This window comes from Hungatella hathewayi WAL-18680 (assembly GCF_000235505.1).
GTDB lineage: Bacteria > Bacillota > Clostridia > Lachnospirales > Lachnospiraceae > Hungatella_A > Hungatella_A hathewayi_A.
In genome coordinates, this window is sequence record NZ_JH379027.1 from 1 (window position 1) to 16,724 (window position 16,724).

The following is a 16,724-nucleotide window of genomic DNA, read 5'->3' on the forward strand; positions in this document are numbered from 1 at the left end:
GTATTACCGCGGCTGCTGGCACGTAGTTAGCCGGGACTTCTTAGTCAGGTACCGTCATTTTCTTCCCTGCTGATAGAGCTTTACATACCGAAATACTTCTTCACTCACGCGGCGTCGCTGCATCAGGCTTTCGCCCATTGTGCAATATTCCCCACTGCTGCCTCCCGTAGGAGTTTGGGCCGTGTCTCAGTCCCAATGTGGCCGGTCACCCTCTCAGGTCGGCTACTGATCGTCGGCTTGGTAGGCCGTTACCCTACCAACTACCTAATCAGACGCGGGTCCATCTTACACCACCGGAGTTTTTCACACCGTGCCATGCGGCACTGTGCGCTTATGCGGTATTAGCAGTCATTTCTAACTGTTATCCCCCAGTGTAAGGCAGGTTACCCACGCGTTACTCACCCGTCCGCCGCTAAGTCAAATCTAAATCCATCCGAAAACTTCATTAAAAATGCTTCGCTCGACTTGCATGTGTTAAGCACGCCGCCAGCGTTCATCCTGAGCCAGGATCAAACTCTCATGTTAAATGGTTGTTTAATCCGGGGTCAAAACTAACGTTAGCTAATTTTTTTCCCGTTTTACTTGTTGTTTGGTTCGTATACAATTACATTGTATTCGTTCTGAATTTTCTCATTCAAAGCCATGTCAAACGTGGCTTATTTATTAGAATTTTCAGGGTTTTACATACTGTTCAATCTTCAATTATCAAGGTTCGGTTTGTTGCTTTCTTGCTTCAACAGCAACTCGATAATCATATCATGCCGTGCAAACTTTGTCAACAACTTTTTTCAACTTTTTTCACCACATTACGCGGTGGAGTTATATAATATCACATCAGCTTGTCTATGTCAACCGGATGCGACACATTTTTTACCACTGCGGGCAAAAAAATAATCACTTGGAATTGAGCGGAGAAAGAGGGATTTGAACCCTCGCGCCGGTTGCCCGACCTACACCCTTAGCAGGGGCGCCTCTTCGGCCTCTTGAGTATTTCTCCGTAGTTCTTAAATTCCATATGATTGCTTCATAAAACATCTCTGTTTTCAGACGCATTGACAATTATACTAGAGAAAAATTGAAATGTCAACAAATATTTTATCAGAAATTAACCTAGATTGCTGTTAATTTTTTCCTGGATTCTGTTATGTACAATATCTGCTATCTCTTTCGTTTTTAACCCCATATATTGTTCCGGATAGATGGGGTCCAAATAATGGACCTGCACCTGTTCTTTCTTAATAGAAGAGATATCAAAGGGTTTGAAACTGTTAATCAGCGCCACCGGCACGATGGGACAGCGGGCATTGACTGCACTTTTAAAGGTGCCGGCTTTGAAATCCAGGATGTTATTCTCGTCACGGCTTCTGGTTCCTTCCGGAAATATGACAAAATTTCCGCCCAGCTTTACACGCTCCGACATCTGGTTGATAACTTTTAGCGAAGCTTTGATATCGGAACGGTCCATGGAGATTCCATCCAGAGCGGCCAGAACCTGTTTTACCAGCACCCAGTTTTCCGCTTCTTTCTTAATCACCACACTCATGGGCTTGGGACAGGTATCAATGATAGCTAGCATATCAAACAATCCCTGATGATTTGGAAACAGAATAAAGCCGTCTTCTTTTGGAAGATTCTCCGCTCCATATCCCCGGACATCCACCCTGCCCCCTACATTGATCTTCTTTACCATCTTTCTGATATAGTCATATCGCTCCTGTAACGAATAGCGTTCTTTCTGTTTTCCCATTTTATCAATGTGAAAGAACCATATGGGCGCCTGGAACAAATGCCTGATTACCATATATACAATTCGATTCATGATTTCCTCCATCCAATCCGTATTATCTAATCACCATTATTTTTGATATTCTAATATGGCTGTCTCATACAGATTATTGCCCTCGGTATCAATCACCACAATGACAGGAAAATCTTTTACCTGCATTTTGCGGATTGCCTCGGTTCCCAAATCATCATAGGCAATCACTTCACTGGAGAGAATTCTTTTTGACAGGATGGCTCCGGCTCCTCCTACCGCTGCGAAATACACACTTTTGTTTCTAATGATGGCTTCTATGACTTCCGGACTTCTCTTTCCCTTTCCCACCATTCCACGAAGTCCCAAATCCAGCAGCGCCGGCGTATACTTATCCATCCGGCTGGATGTGGTAGGCCCGGCGGAGCCGATAGGGCGTCCTTCTCTGGCCGGTGTGGGTCCGAGATAATAAATCACATTGTCTTTCAAATCAAAAGGCAGCTCTTCCCCCCTGTCCAGCGTCTCCTGCATTCTCTTGTGAGCCGCATCTCTTGCACTGTATATGGTACCTGTGAGATACACATAATCTCCGGCTCTTAAAGATTCTGCTTCTTCTCTGCTAAATGGTGTATTCATATATCTGTCCATAACCATTCCTTCTTTCCGCATTTTATCTCTAAATTTTGTCTCTATAATACTCTGTGAATATGACGATTGACATGACAGCAGATGTTGACGGCTACCGGAAGACCGGCTATATGGGTCGGATATGTCTCAATATTGACAGCAAGCGCTGTGACAGTTCCTCCAAGTCCTCCCGGTCCGATACCAAGACGGTTAATCTTTTCCAGCATTTCCTCTTCCAGTTCCCGGACATAAGGCACGGACGGCTTTTCTTCCAGATTTCTGGTCAGCGCATGCTTGGCCATGACTGCACATTTTTCAAAGGTCCCACCAATTCCCACTCCCACTATCATAGGCGGGCACGCGTTTGGACCTGCATCTTTTACCGCAGTCAAAATGGCTTCCTTCACACCTTCCAATCCATCCGCCGGTTTCAGCATGAATACGCGGCTCATATTTTCACTTCCAAATCCTTTGGGAGCCACAGTGATATCTACCTGGTCTCCCTCCACAATCTCATAATGTATCACAGCCGGTGTGTTGTCATTGGTATTGACTCTGTCAATCGGGTCACGCACTACGGATTTTCGAAGATAACCTTCCCGGTATCCCTGGCGGACTCCTTCATGAATGGCTTCGGATAAACTGCCACCTTCTATATGTACTTCCTGTCCCACTTTTATAAATACAACCGCCATTCCCGTATCCTGACAGATCGGTATCATATCTTCCCCGGCAATCGCCAGATTTTCTTTTAATTGTCCCAGGACCTGTCTTCCCAGCGGCGACTGTTCTTCCTCCACCGCCCGCTCAAATACACAGGCCATATCATCCGAGAGATAGTGATTGGCTTCGATACACATCTCTTTTATATTTGCCGTAATGTCTTCCGTACTGACTGCTCTCACCCTGTTCTCCTCCTTAGGTAATGCTCTTCTTTTCTTATCATAATGGATTCATCATATGAAAGCAAGTAAAAACCTTGACAAATCCTTTCCAATGGTATATAACTGTATTATAACAGTAATACAATAATACAGGAGGTGTAACATATGGCATGGCAGTTTGAGCACGACCGGCCAATTTATACCCAATTACTGGAGCAGATCCGCATGTTGATTATATCAGGTGTCTATCCGACTGGAAGCAGACTTCCATCCGTACGGGACCTGGCTGCCGAGGCGGCAGTGAATCCCAATACCATGCAGAAAGCACTCTCAGAATTGGAGCGAAGTGGCCTTATCTATTCACAACGAACATCTGGGCGATATATAACGGAGGATGCTGGGATGATACAAACATTAAAAGAAGATATTGCAAAAGAAAAGATTAAGGATTTATTGAAAGCCTTAGAGCAGCTTGGCTTTGAGCCTGAAGAGACAACTATATTACTACAAGAAACCATAAAGGAGATGAAATCATGACACCTGTTCTGGAATGTAACCATGTAAGCAAATGGTTCGGTTCTACCAAAGCACTATCTGATGTCAGTTTTCAAGTGGCGCCCGGAAGAATTATAGGGCTGTTAGGACCAAATGGAAGTGGAAAATCCACTTTAATCAAACTTGCCAATGGATTGCTGGTTCCGGATGAAGGAAATTTATCCGTTGCAGGACTGCCCATCGGCCCGGAATCAAAGGCAATTGTATCTTATCTGCCTGACAAAAATTATTTGAGCAACTGGATGAAGGTATCCCAGCTGATAGACTGTTTTAACGATTTCTATTCTGATTTTGACAAAAATAAGGCCTATGAGATGCTGGAGAGACTGGATATCAAGCCGGACACCAAGTTTAAGACCATGTCAAAAGGTACCAAAGAGAAGGTGCAGCTGGTTCTGGTCATGAGCCGCAAGGCCAGCCTATATCTTCTGGATGAACCAATTGGCGGGGTGGACCCGGCCGCCAGAGATTATATTCTCAACACCATACTGACCAACTATAATGAAGAAGGCTCCATTGTCATCTCAACCCACTTAATCTACGATATCGAGCAGGTTCTGGATGACGTTATCTTCTTAAAGAATGGAAAAGTTGAGATGATATCTTCTGTGGATGAAATCCGCACCCAGTATCAGAAATCCGTAGATGAATTATTCAGGGAGGTATTCAGATGTTAACAAAACTATTAAAGAAAGATTTTCAAGCGACAGCCAGAACCTTTCTCCCGATGATTTTAGGATTTGTGATTGTCAGTATTCTGGCTAAGATTTTATTTGAAGTTGGAATTATGTCGGCCCTTTACAATGACAGCTATGTCAGTGACACCAACGAATTTATGGTGGTTTCATCCGTAATATTTTTAGTACTCTATTTTATTTATATCGTGGCATTTTTTATCATGACCTTTGTGTTTATTGTCAGTGATTTTTATAAAACCATGGTCGGCGAACAGGCTTATTTGACCCATACACTGCCTGTCAAAGCCAATACACTGATTGCCTCCAAATTGATAATTGCTATCTTCTGGCAGTTAGTTGTCTATCTCCTGGTATTTTTATCATTCCTGTTATTCCTGGTAGGACATATGCCGCAGATACCATGGCCGGAAATGTTGACAGATTTTAATATGACACTTGGCATGACAATGGGTGAATATGCCTCCTTTATGATTGCCTGTATCATAATTGGTACCTTCAGCAGTCCATTGATGTTTTATGCATCGATTGCTATCGGTCATTTGTTTGGCAAACACAAAATCATGGGAGCTATCTTGTCCTATCTCGGCATCTATACGGTAATGCAGATTATCTGTACCGTGGTGATGATTGCTTTTGGATACTCCTTCACCAGCACACTGATTCGGACAAATGCTGTGAACACCAATTTTTACAGCTCGTTCCTCAGTTCCTATATGTGGTTTGCCATTATATTCTCAATTGTTACCAGTGTAATTTTCTATTTCATCACCAATTTTGTGATGAGCAAAAAGCTGAATCTGGAATAAAAGAAAGAGTCCCGGAGGAGAAATCAACAGTTTTTCTTCTCCGGGACTCTTTTATCCACAAATATGCTCATTATTTTAACAGTTTTCCCATCAACCATACACTGAGCATGATAATAATTAACGCGGCAAAAATTCCACTCATGCCTTTTCCCATGATCTCAAGAGAGATTAAAAAATTATTCCACATCATACATATCTCCTTTACCTGTCATATTTTCTACAAGAAACTGCTCACCAAACTGATAATCAATCCTCCTGCAACCACTGATGCTATCTGCCCAGATACGTTAGCTCCAACCGCATGCATCAAAATAATGTTTCCCGGCTTCTCCTTCTGAGCCATTTTCTGAACTACTCTGGCAGACATAGGGAAGGCGGAAATGCCGGCGGCGCCTATCATCGGGTTCATTTTTACTTTCAAAAACAAATTTAAGAACTTGGCGAACAGGACACCACCGATGGTATCAAATACAAACGCCAGCAGACCAATTGCCATAATCATCAGTGTATCCATCTCAACAAAGACATCAGCTCTCATGCTGAAAGATATGGTGATTCCAAGCAGCAGTGTAATCAGATTGGCCAGCGTGTGCTGGGCAGTGTCAGAGAGATTTTCCAGGACGCCGCATTCCCTGAGCAGGTTGCCGAACATCAGAAAACCGACAAGGGCAACGGACATGGGCGCTATCATCCCCACAATCATAGTCACTACAATTGGAAATGCGATTCTCATAGATTTTGATACATTGCCCGGTTTATACTCCATTGATATCTGACGCTCTTTTTTTGTAGTGACCAGCCGGATGGCAAATGGCTGCACAATCGGCACCAGCGCCATGTAGGAGTAAGCGGCTACCGCTATGGCTCCCACATATTTGGAGTGCAGTATCTGTGACACCAGAATAGAGGTAGGTCCATCGGCAGCGCCGATAATACCGATCGATGCGGCATCTGTCAAATCAAATCCCATCAAAGTCGCCGCACAGATAGCAAAAAAGATACCAAACTGAGCCGCGGCGCCAAATAGAAACATAACAGGCTGGGAAAGCAGCGGCCCAAAATCAATCATGGCCCCGATTCCGATAAATAACAAAATAGGCAGCGCTTCTGACGCCTCTATTCCAACATCAAACAGCCACTCAATGATTCCATTTACTTCTCCTACACCCGACAGTGTCTGATTGATAACACCTGTCAACGGTAAGTTCACCAATATCGCCCCGAACCCCATCGGCAGCAGTAAAGCCGGTTCATATTCTTTTTTCACAGCCAGCCATATTAACAAAATTCCAACTCCATACATCAATAACTGCTGCCAGGTCACTGACAAAATTCCATCCAACAAAAATTCCATCCCTTATCCTCCTTTTTAATCTATAAAAAAAGCAAGACTCCTATCACAGATGTTCTCTGCAATAAAAGTCTTGCCATTTCAATTCTCTGCGGATTATCTCTAATCGGGACTGTCGCATAAGAATCCACTTTTTGGTGGCTACTCCCTTTTACTTATAGTCTATATTATAAGGGATTTCTATCAATTATTCTGTTAAATTGTCGTTAATATTGTCTGCACCTGACTCTTCGGATGATTCCGCTTCCTCAGATTCCTCTTCGATGACCGGCTCGGACTCGCTGTTGTTGCTGCTTCCCCTTACCTTAGCAACGCTGGCAACGGAGATATCGGAATCATGGTCAATATTCATCAGTTTTACACCGGACGTGTTACGCCCAATCACGGAAATATCGCTGACAGACATCCGGATGATGATTCCTTCCGTGGTAATCAGCATGATATCATGGTCGTCATGAACCAGTTTTGCTCCTACCAGATCACCGGTCTTATCGACAATCTTGTAACAGCGCACGCCCTTACCACCACGGTACTGCGGGGTAAACTCTTCAATTGGTGTTCTCTTGCCCATACCGTTAGCTGAAACTACCAGCAGGCATTCGCCCTGGGAATCCATCTGCATGCCGATAACCTGGTCGCCCTCATCGAACTTCATACCGATAACACCCATGGAGACACGGCCTGTCACCCGGACATCCGTCTCATGGAAACGGATACACTGGCCTTTCTTTGTCACCAGGAAGATATCTTTTGTATTGTCGGTGGCTTTTACCTCGATTAACTCGTCGTCCTCTCTCAGCACAATGGCCTGAAGACCATTCTTGCGGACATTCTCATATTCCTTCATCGGGGTTTTCTTCACCATACCGTTCTTGGTCGCCATGAACAGATATTTATCCTCATGGTATTCCTTCATCGGAATGATGGCGGTTATCTTCTCACCAGGCAGCAACTGAAGCAGGTTGACGATAGCCGTTCCTCTTGCCGTTCTTCCGGCTTCCGGAATCATATAGGTCTTTAACCGGTATACACGTCCCGTATTCGTAAAGAACATGATATAGTGATGCGTGGTGGTCATAATCAAATCTTCGATGAAATCTTCCTCGATGGTCTGCATTCCCTTGATACCCTTGCCGCCGCGGTTCTGACTCTTAAAGTTATCCACAGACATTCTCTTGATATATCCAAGATTTGTCATAGCAACAATGGTGTCCTCGTCAGGAATCAAATCCTCCATGGACATGTCAAACTCGTCAAATCCGATGGCTGTTCTTCTGTCGTCACCGTATTTGTCGGATATCATGATGATTTCTTCTTTGATGACGCCTAACAGGCGGTGTTCATCTGCAAGAATTGCTTTCAAATCGGCAATTTTAATCTCCAGCTCTCTGTATTCGTTCTCCAGCTTCTCACGTTCCAGACCTGTCAACGCACGCAGACGCATATCTACAATGGCCTGGGCCTGGGCATCGGTGAGACCGAAGCGGTTAATCAATTCTTCCTTGGCCGCCTGTACATTCTTGGAACCACGGATAATCTTGATAACCTCATCAATATTGTCAAGGGCAATCAGCAAGCCTTTTAAGATATGAGCCCGCTCCTCCGCCTTATTTAAATCGTATTTGGTTCTTCTGGTGACAACTTCTTTCTGGTGCTCCAGATAATATTTGAGCATCTGGCAGATATTCAGCACCCGCGGCTCGTTGTTAACCAAAGCCAGCATGATGACACCAAAGGTATCCTGAAGCTGGGTATGTTTTAATAACTGATTTAAAATGACGTTGGCATTGACATCACGGCGGAGTTCAATGCAGATTCTCATACCGGTTCTGTCGGACTCGTCTCTCAAATCTGTGATACCGTCAATTCGTTTTTCCTTTACAAGCTCCGCGATCTTCTCGATCAGACGGGCTTTGTTCACCATGTAAGGAAGCTCCGTTACGATAATGCGGTTCTTGCCATTGGGCATCGCCTCAATATTGGTTACCGCACGCACACGGATTTTGCCGCGGCCTGTCCGGTATGCTTCCTCGATTCCCATCTTGCCAAGAATGGTGGCTCCTGTTGGGAAATCAGGTCCTTTGACAATCTCCAGGATTTCCTCGATGCTGGTCTCCCGGTTCTCTTCCACGTAATTGTCAATAATTTTGACAACGGCTTCTATCACTTCCCGCAGGTTATGTGGCGGAATGTTGGTTGCCATACCTACGGCGATACCGGAGGTTCCGTTGACAAGCAGGTTCGGGTATCTGGACGGGAGAACGGTTGGCTCCTTCTCCGTCTCATCAAAGTTGGGAACAAAATCTACGGTATCTTTTCCGATATCGGCCAACATTTCCATGGAAATCTTGCTCAAACGGGCCTCGGTATATCGCATGGCTGCCGCGCCGTCGCCGTCCACGGAACCGAAGTTGCCGTGACCATCCACAAGCGGATATCTGGTGGACCATTCCTGGGCCATGTTAACCAGAGCGCCATAGATAGAACTGTCGCCATGTGGATGGTATTTACCCATGGTATCACCGACGATACGGGCACACTTACGATGTGGCTTATCCGGACCGTTGTTCAACTCAATCATAGAAAACAGTACACGACGTTGCACCGGCTTCAAACCGTCTCTGACATCCGGCAGGGCGCGGGATGCAATTACACTCATGGCATAGTCAATGTAGGATTTCTCCATTGTTTTCTTCAAGTCTATGTCATGAACTTTATCAAAAATATTTGGTTCCATAGTTTCCTCCATTCAGTCACGCATTAAATATCCAGATTCTGTACATATTTCGCATTTGCCTCGATGAATTCACGTCTTGGCTCTACCTGGTCACCCATCAGGGTGGTGAAGGTTAAGTCAAGCTCTGAAGCTACATCTTCGTCCATATTCACGCGAAGCAGAATTCGGCGTTCCGGGTCCATGGTTGTCTCCCAGAGCTGTTCGGCATCCATCTCACCAAGTCCTTTGTACCGCTGAATCTTATTATTATTGTCACGTCCTATCTCTTTCAGGATGGAGTTTAATTCATCATCGCTGTACGCGTACCATACTTTTTTATTTCTTTCCAGCTTGTATAACGGCGGCTGGGCCAGATATACATATCCCTGTTTGATTAACTCCGGCATAAAACGATACAGGAAGGTCAAAAGCAGGGTGCTGATATGAGCGCCATCCACATCGGCATCGGTCATGATGATAATCTTGTGATAACGCAGTTTCGTAATATCAAAATCATCGTGAATACCGGTACCAAAAGCGGTAATCATGGCTTTAATCTCCGCATTGCCGTATATCCTGTCAAGTCTGGCCTTCTCCACATTCAGGATTTTACCACGAAGAGGAAGAATAGCCTGTGTCTCTCTGGAACGGGCTGTCTTGGCGGAACCACCGGCGGAATCTCCCTCAACGATATAGATTTCGCATTTTTCGGCATCCTTGCTGGAACAGTCTGCCAGTTTTCCAGGAAGTGCCATACCTTCCAAAGCTGTCTTTCTTCTCGTTAAATCTCTCGCCTTTCTGGCGGCCGCTCTGGCTCTCTGGGCCAGAATGGATTTTTCACACATGGCTTTCGCCACACTCGGATTCTGCTCCAGATAGTAGGTCAGCTGCTCGCTGACAATGTTGTCAACAGCAACTCTCGCTTCACTGGTTCCCAGCTTCTGTTTTGTCTGTCCCTCAAACTGCGGGTCCTCAATCTTGACACTGATAATCGCCGTGAGACCTTCCCGGATATCTTCGCCACTCAAACTTGACTCATTTTCTTTTAACAGTTTGTTGCTTCTTGCATAGTCGTTAAAAGTTTTCGTCAGTGCATTTTTAAAACCAGTCAGGTGAGTACCACCCTCCGGCGTATTAATGTTGTTTACAAAGGTATAAATATTTTCTGTATAGGAATCATTGTGCTGCATGGCTACTTCCACGTAGACACCTTCTTTTGTACCTTCACAGTAAATAACGCTGTCATAGAGCGGAGCTTTCCCCTTGTTTAAGTAGGACACAAACTCCTTGATACCGCCCTCATAGTGGAATGTCTTTTCTTTCTTCTCTTCCCTGTCATCTCTGAGGGTAATTTTCAGTGCCTTTGTAAGAAATGCGGTCTCACGAAGGCGCACTTTTAACACATCAAAATCATATTCCGTCTCTTCGAATATTTCTCTGTCCGGAAGGAAGGTCACTTCTGTTCCGTGTTTTGCCGGATCGCACTCCGCAATCACTTTCAGAGGATATTTTACTTTTCCTCTCTCATAGCGCTGCTGATATACTTTGCCGTCGGTATAAATTCTGACCTCCAGCCATTCTGACAGTGCATTTACAACGGATGCACCCACGCCGTGGAGGCCGCCGGATACCTTGTATCCCCCACCGCCAAACTTTCCACCGGCATGAAGAATCGTAAATACCACTTCTACCGCGGGAATTCCCGCTTTTTTCTGAATTCCAACCGGAATACCACGACCATTATCGTGAACGGTAATGGAATTATCCTCATTAATCTGAACATCAATCTCCGTACAGAATCCTGCCAGAGCCTCATCAACCGCATTATCGACAATCTCATATACTAAATGATGAAGACCTCTCGATGAGGTACTGCCGATATACATACCGGGTCTTTTCCGAACGGCCTCTAAGCCCTCTAATATTTGTATTTGGTCTGCTCCGTACTCAGCACTCATAAGTCTCCTCCTTGCATTTCCCTAAATTTAATTTTCATTGATTACCGTCCCGTCAATCACCCGGAATATCTTGTCAATCTGAAACCGGTGATTGACAAAATCATCCAGCCCCGTACAGGTAATCATGGTCTGTATATGATTAATTCCTGATAACAGGTGGTCTTGTCTGCTGCTGTCAAGCTCCGACAATACATCATCCAGTAAAAGTATGGGATAATCATGTACCAGTTTTTTAACCAGTTCTATCTCTGCCAGTTTCAGCGATAAAGCCGCTGTTCTCTGCTGTCCCTGGGAACCAAATTTGCGGATATCAATCTCGTTGATGATAAAACTGATATCATCCCGATGAGGTCCCACCAGTGTTGTCTTCTGTTTGATATCCTGATTACGGCTTTTCTTTAATGTGGCTTCAAAATCCTGAATCTGGGTATTCGGCTCATATACAAGATGCAGCTCTTCTTTATCACCTGATAGCTGTTTATGAATCTCCAAAAGCATGTCATTCAACTGATTGATAAATTCATAACGATAACGGATGATTTCTTTTCCATATTGGACCAGCTGCATATCCCATATATCGAGGGTTTCCTCATATTCAGGCCGGAACATCAATTCTTTTAACAACTTGTTTCTCTGCGCAATCACTTTGTTGTACTGCACCAGCGCGTGGACATATAACTTATTTAGTTGACATAACTCTAAATCAACAAATCGTCTTCTCTCTGCCGGTCCATTTTTAATCAGGTTCAAATCCTCCGGTGAAAAGAACACGACATTGACAATGCCAAACAACTCACTGGCCTTCCTGATGGGAATCCCATTGATGGCCACGCCTTTGGCTCTGCTTTTCTTTAAATGCATATCAATCCGGTAAGGAACGTCGTTCTTTCTGATAGTCAGCTTGATATGAGATTCATCCCGCTCAAACTGTATCATCTCCCTGTCCTTGCTGCCCCGGTGGGACTTGGTGGTGCAGCATACATAGATGGCTTCCAGGATATTGGTCTTTCCCTGGGCATTGTCCCCATACAGAATATTGGTTCCCTGATTAAAATCCATATGTAATTCGTCGTAATTTCTGTAATTCTTAAGCTCAATCGATTCAATAATCATGGATTTTATGATATCCTTCTTTACACGTTTATGACATCAGTCATGTTCATCATGATTTAATCTGGATACTTTCCCCATCAAAAGTCACAACATCGCCATCTCGTAATTTTTTACCTCTCTGGTATTCCACCTCACCGTTGACCTTTACCAGACCGTCTTCAATAGCAAACTTGGCATCGACCCCGGATTCCACCAGATTGGCAGCCTTCAGAGCCTGGCCAAGTTTGATATACTCATCTCTTAATTTGATTTCCTGCATGAAAATGTCCTTCTGTCTTTGACATATTTTATGTCAACTTATTATGTTAACTAGTTAAATTACCTGCTTTACACAGTGGCCGCGTTAAAGTTGACAGGAAGAATCAGATAAATGTACTGCTCCTCCGCATCCTTGATAAAGCATGGGGATTTTGGATTCATCATGTATAAATCAATTTCTTCATCGTCAATAATTCGAAGGGCATCGATGAGGAATTTGGGGTTGAATCCAATCATAATATCTTTTCCTGATTTATGAATCAGCACTTTCGCGTTCATGGAACCAAAGCTGGAATTTAATTTTAATTCCATCACATGGTCTAAAATATTGATAATGATAGGTTTTTTATCATTTTCCCGAATCAAAATGCTGGCTCTGTCGATACAGTCAAGGAATTCCCGCTTGTTTACGGTCACTTTCGTCTCATAATCACTGGATAACATCTGGTCAATGCGGAAATACTCTCCCTCAATCAGGCGGGAAACCACTACGGTGTTGTCAAATTCAAACAAAATGTGGTTCTTGCTGAAGAAGATGAGAACTTCTTTTTCATTGTCGCCACCCAGAATTTTACTGATTTCACCTAGAGTCTTGCCAGGAACGATGACTTTTATATCCTGATAATTATCTTTTAATATAATTTTTCTGATAGACATCCGGTGTCCGTCAAGGGAAACGACCTTTAATTCGTTGCCTTTCACTTCAAAAAGTTCACCGGTCATCATCTTGTTGCTGTCATTGACAGAGATGGAGAAGATCGTCTGTCTGATAACTTCTTTTAATGTAAACTGGGACAGACTGATATAGTTCTCTCTTTCAATGTAAGGAAGATAGGAAAATTCATCCCCATCTTTTCCCTGAATATGGAAGATAGAATTCTCACAAGTGATGGTAGTGTTGAATTTCTCGTCTGATTCAATCACAATCGGAGAATCTCCACCGGATAATTTACGGATAATCTCAGAGAGAAGTTTGGCATCCAGTGCGATTTTTCCTCTGGTTTCGATGGTTCCTTCTACGGTAGTTTCAATGCCAAGTTCCATATCATTGGCTGTTAATTTTATCTGATTGTCAGTAGCATTGATTAAGATACATTCCAGAATCGACATGGTGGTCTTAGATGGAACTGCTTTTAATACAATATTAATGCCATTCAATAAGTCGTCTTTTTTAAATAGTAGCTTCATAGTTGTTGATAACTCCTTTATGTTTTTTTGAGGGTTGCTTTAGATAAATATATAAGTAAATTCCGTAGCATTCGTAGTAGGGGCTGTTAATTTGTGTAAAAGCCTTGAAAAGCCCGAACCTGCAACGTGGAGCGCTTGTACAAAAGCATGTGGATAAGCCTCAGAATTATTTTGAATAACCGGAGTGTTATCCACAATGTCAAATTGGCCTGAAATCGAGGGCTGATTATCCACATAAAACCAACACTTTGTCCACATAGTTTTCCGCAGTGGAAACATCAGACGCCGTTTTCTACTGCGGACTTATCTTTTTCTTTAAAATATCGATGGTGTTAGACAGGCTTTCATTGGTTTCCAGCTCGGCGGCAATCTTTTCGCGGCCGTGAATAATGGTAGTATGGTCGCGGCCTCCCAGATATTTGCCTATTACCTGAAGGGACGCGTCGGTCATGTTCTGGCAGAGATACATGACAATCTGTCTTGGGAATACCACTTCTTTGTTTCTCTTCTGGGAAGAGATGTCGAGAGGGGTGATTCCAAAATGGTCCGCTACCACCTGTATAATCAATTCCGGTGTTACTTCTTTTTTGCTGTCCGGTGAGATAATATCTTTTAGGGCTTCTTCGGCCAGCGCGATATTAATCTCCTTGTTGTTGTCAAGCTTGGAAAGAGCTACGATTTTCGTCAGGGCGCCTTCCAATTCACGGATGTTGGACTTGATGTTGGTGGCAATGTATTTGATTACTTCGTTGTCAATGTTGTAGCCTTCCAGTTCTTCTTTTTTGCGGAGAATGGCCATTCGGGTCTCGTAATTTGGAGACTGGATGTCCACCGTAAGGCCCCACTCGAAACGGGAACGGAGACGTTCTTCCAGAGTCTCAATCTCTTTCGGAGGTTTATCCGAGGAGATGATAATCTGCTTTTTGGCTTCATGCAGCGCGTTGAAGGTATGGAAAAATTCTTCCTGCGTACTCTCTTTACCGATGATAAACTGGATATCATCGATTAACAGAACATCGTTGTTGCGGTATTTTTCCCGGAATTCCGTGGTGGAAATATTGTTTTTGTTACGGATGGCGTCAATCAGCTCATTGGTGAATTTTTCGGAAGTAACGTATAAAATCTTCGCCGCCGGATTATTCTTTAATATAAAATGAGCGATGGAATGCATCAAATGGGTCTTGCCAAGTCCCACGCCTCCATAGATAAACAGCGGGTTGTAGATTTCACCAGGAGATTCCGCCACAGCAAGGGATGCCGCGTGTGCCAGATTGTTGTTGGCGCCTACGACGAAGGTATCAAAGGTATACCTTGGGTTTAAGTTCGCATTCTGCAAGGCCGTTGGACTGACATATTCCTGTTTCGTCTGAATCAGCTGTTTTGACTGTCTGGCTTTCGTGTCTTCCTCCAGAATGAAATTGACATCACAGGTGATTCCCGTTACTTCTTCTATGGATACTTTTAATAAAAGTGTATATTTTCTTTTCAGATAAGATAAGAAATTGGCGTCCGGAACGATGACTTCCAGAGTGTTGCCCTCCAGGGAAGAAACCTTGAGGGGAAGCAGCCAGGTGGTGAAGGACACATTGGAAATATCATGTTCTTCTTTTAAATAAAGAAGGATATCGTCCCATTTTTCTATCAATTGCTCGAGCATAATCAGTCTCCTAATCTTGTTAAATGGTTAACAGGCACATTAACCCAATCTAAATTCTATTTTATACTAATTCTAAGGAATTTTCAATGGCAATGTGGATAAGTATGTGAAAAACATGTGAAGAGAGACTGGATAACTGTGGAATAATCACAGTTGGGACTAGTTATTCACAGGTTAAGAATTTATGGAATACCAGTTATTCACAGGGGAAAAACTTTGAATTATAAATGTTTTTTTGCAGAAGGCTGTGGAAATGCACACGGTTTTCCATATAGTTATCCACAAGTTATCAACAAATTGGGGATAACATTATGTAAATTAACATTTTTGGTGATTTTTATTGACGCGGGCTGTTGATTTCTATATAATCCAAACGTAACGAATATTGCATTGTATCTTTTTTTAAAGAACAGTAGCAGGAGGTAGAAAAATGAATAAGAGAGTAAGGGACACTCGTTGGTTAACCAGTGTTGCACTTATGGCGGCCATTGTGATTTTATTGGCGAACACGCCGCTTGGCATGATTCAATTGCCGGTGATTAAGGCAACAACTGTACACATTCCCGTGATTTTGGGCGCTATTTTGCTGGGGCCATTGGCGGGGAGTATTCTGGGAGGAGTATTTGGCATCTGTTCCATGATAAGCAATACCACGGCTCCCACTTTGTTGTCGTTTGCGTTTTCCCCATTTATGAGTATGACGGGAATTCAGGGAGCGGCGAAGGCGGTATGGATTTCCGTGGGATGCAGAATTTTGATTGGACTGATATCCGGGTGGCTGTGGATACTTCTGAAAAAATGTAAGGTAAACACCATGATTGCGCTGCCGATTACGGGTTTTGCCGGTGCGATGACGAATACGGTGTTTGTCATGGGAAGTATTTATTTTCTTCTGGCAAAGGAGTATGCGGCGGCAAAGAGTGTGGCAATCGACGCAGTTTGGGGTCTGGTACTCGGAACAGTGACGGCATCGGGAATTCCGGAGGCCATTGCTGCGGCTGTTTTGGTGGCATTGATTGGAAAGGTTTTATTGAAGGTTGTAAAATAGCTGGTGATAAAATACTAAATATAGTTGTTAAATTTCATAAGACATACATATTATAGGGATGGCAAAAAAGCTGTCCCTATTTTTGCAAGTTTTCCTTGACTTCACAGGA

14 protein-coding genes, 1 tRNA gene and 1 rRNA gene are annotated in these 16,724 nt (G+C 43.6%); 4 read left to right on the plus strand and 12 right to left on the minus strand.

Annotation, left to right across the window (positions count from 1 at the left end):
* The 5 genes from HMPREF9473_RS00005 to HMPREF9473_RS00025 all read right to left on the minus strand — a co-directional run.
* A 16S ribosomal RNA gene (locus HMPREF9473_RS00005) occupies window positions 1–525 on the minus strand; the annotation flags it as partial.
* Between the two features lie 384 nt (window positions 526–909).
* Window positions 910–997, minus strand: a tRNA-Ser gene (locus HMPREF9473_RS00010).
* Between the two features lie 108 nt (window positions 998–1,105).
* A complete protein-coding gene (locus HMPREF9473_RS00015; RefSeq protein ID WP_006778061.1) occupies window positions 1,106–1,819 on the minus strand; it encodes a lysophospholipid acyltransferase family protein in 714 nt (237 codons plus the stop codon).
* 36 nt (window positions 1,820–1,855) lie between these two features.
* Window positions 1,856–2,404 carry a Fe-S-containing hydro-lyase gene (locus HMPREF9473_RS00020; RefSeq protein WP_006778062.1) on the minus strand — a complete coding sequence of 183 codons (549 nt, stop codon included), beginning with the start codon at window positions 2,402–2,404 and terminating at the stop codon, window positions 1,856–1,858.
* A gap of 41 nt (window positions 2,405–2,445) precedes the next feature.
* Window positions 2,446–3,288: a fumarate hydratase gene (locus HMPREF9473_RS00025; protein ID WP_006778063.1), complete on the minus strand. Its 843-nt coding sequence runs from the start codon at window positions 3,286–3,288 to the stop codon at window positions 2,446–2,448.
* Between the two features lie 144 nt (window positions 3,289–3,432).
* Here HMPREF9473_RS00025 and HMPREF9473_RS00030 point away from each other — a divergent pair, with 144 nt between their 5' ends.
* The 3 genes from HMPREF9473_RS00030 to HMPREF9473_RS00040 are packed head-to-tail and all read left to right on the plus strand — an operon-like array spanning window position 3,433 to window position 5,326.
* Window positions 3,433–3,804, plus strand: coding sequence for a GntR family transcriptional regulator (locus tag HMPREF9473_RS00030; RefSeq protein ID WP_006778064.1), 372 nt, complete (start codon window positions 3,433–3,435; stop codon window positions 3,802–3,804).
* Window positions 3,801–4,499 carry an ABC transporter ATP-binding protein gene (locus HMPREF9473_RS00035; protein ID WP_006778065.1) on the plus strand — a complete coding sequence of 233 codons (699 nt, stop codon included), beginning with the start codon at window positions 3,801–3,803 and terminating at the stop codon, window positions 4,497–4,499. The genes HMPREF9473_RS00030 and HMPREF9473_RS00035 overlap by 4 nt, the downstream gene beginning before the upstream one ends.
* Window positions 4,493–5,326: a hypothetical protein gene (locus tag HMPREF9473_RS00040; protein WP_006778066.1), complete on the plus strand. Its 834-nt coding sequence runs from the start codon at window positions 4,493–4,495 to the stop codon at window positions 5,324–5,326. Before HMPREF9473_RS00035 ends, HMPREF9473_RS00040 begins: the two co-directional genes overlap by 7 nt.
* Before the next feature lie 217 nt (window positions 5,327–5,543).
* Here the strand turns inward: HMPREF9473_RS00040 and HMPREF9473_RS00045 are convergent, their stop codons facing one another.
* From HMPREF9473_RS00045 to dnaA, 7 genes are all read right to left on the minus strand, one after another.
* Window positions 5,544–6,680, minus strand: coding sequence for a sodium ion-translocating decarboxylase subunit beta (locus HMPREF9473_RS00045; RefSeq protein WP_006778068.1), 1,137 nt, complete (start codon window positions 6,678–6,680; stop codon window positions 5,544–5,546).
* Between the two features lie 184 nt (window positions 6,681–6,864).
* Entirely contained in the window at window positions 6,865–9,414 is a 2,550-nt protein-coding gene (gene gyrA, locus HMPREF9473_RS00050; RefSeq protein WP_006778069.1) for a DNA gyrase subunit A, read from the minus strand.
* 23 nt (window positions 9,415–9,437) lie between these two features.
* Window positions 9,438–11,351, minus strand: coding sequence for a DNA topoisomerase (ATP-hydrolyzing) subunit B (gyrB, locus tag HMPREF9473_RS00055; protein ID WP_006778070.1), 1,914 nt, complete (start codon window positions 11,349–11,351; stop codon window positions 9,438–9,440).
* Window positions 11,352–11,378: 27 nt separating this feature from the next.
* Window positions 11,379–12,464, minus strand: a complete 1,086-nt coding sequence (recF, locus tag HMPREF9473_RS00060; RefSeq protein WP_006778071.1) for a DNA replication/repair protein RecF — start codon at window positions 12,462–12,464, stop codon at window positions 11,379–11,381.
* A 49-nt stretch (window positions 12,465–12,513) separates the two neighbouring features.
* Window positions 12,514–12,723: an RNA-binding S4 domain-containing protein gene (locus HMPREF9473_RS00065; protein WP_006778072.1), complete on the minus strand. Its 210-nt coding sequence runs from the start codon at window positions 12,721–12,723 to the stop codon at window positions 12,514–12,516.
* A 68-nt stretch (window positions 12,724–12,791) separates the two neighbouring features.
* The gene (gene dnaN, locus HMPREF9473_RS00070) at window positions 12,792–13,910 is read right to left on the minus strand and encodes a DNA polymerase III subunit beta (protein WP_006778073.1); all 1,119 of its coding nucleotides are present in this window, start codon (window positions 13,908–13,910) and stop codon (window positions 12,792–12,794) included.
* 292 nt (window positions 13,911–14,202) lie between these two features.
* Complete coding sequence (gene dnaA, locus HMPREF9473_RS00075) at window positions 14,203–15,567, minus strand: chromosomal replication initiator protein DnaA (protein ID WP_006778074.1); 1,365 nt, start codon at window positions 15,565–15,567, stop codon at window positions 14,203–14,205.
* A 430-nt stretch (window positions 15,568–15,997) separates the two neighbouring features.
* Between dnaA and HMPREF9473_RS00080 the strand changes: the two genes are divergently transcribed.
* Window positions 15,998–16,615, plus strand: a complete 618-nt coding sequence (locus tag HMPREF9473_RS00080; protein WP_006778075.1) for an ECF transporter S component — start codon at window positions 15,998–16,000, stop codon at window positions 16,613–16,615.
* The last annotated feature ends 109 nt before the right edge of the window (window positions 16,616–16,724 follow it).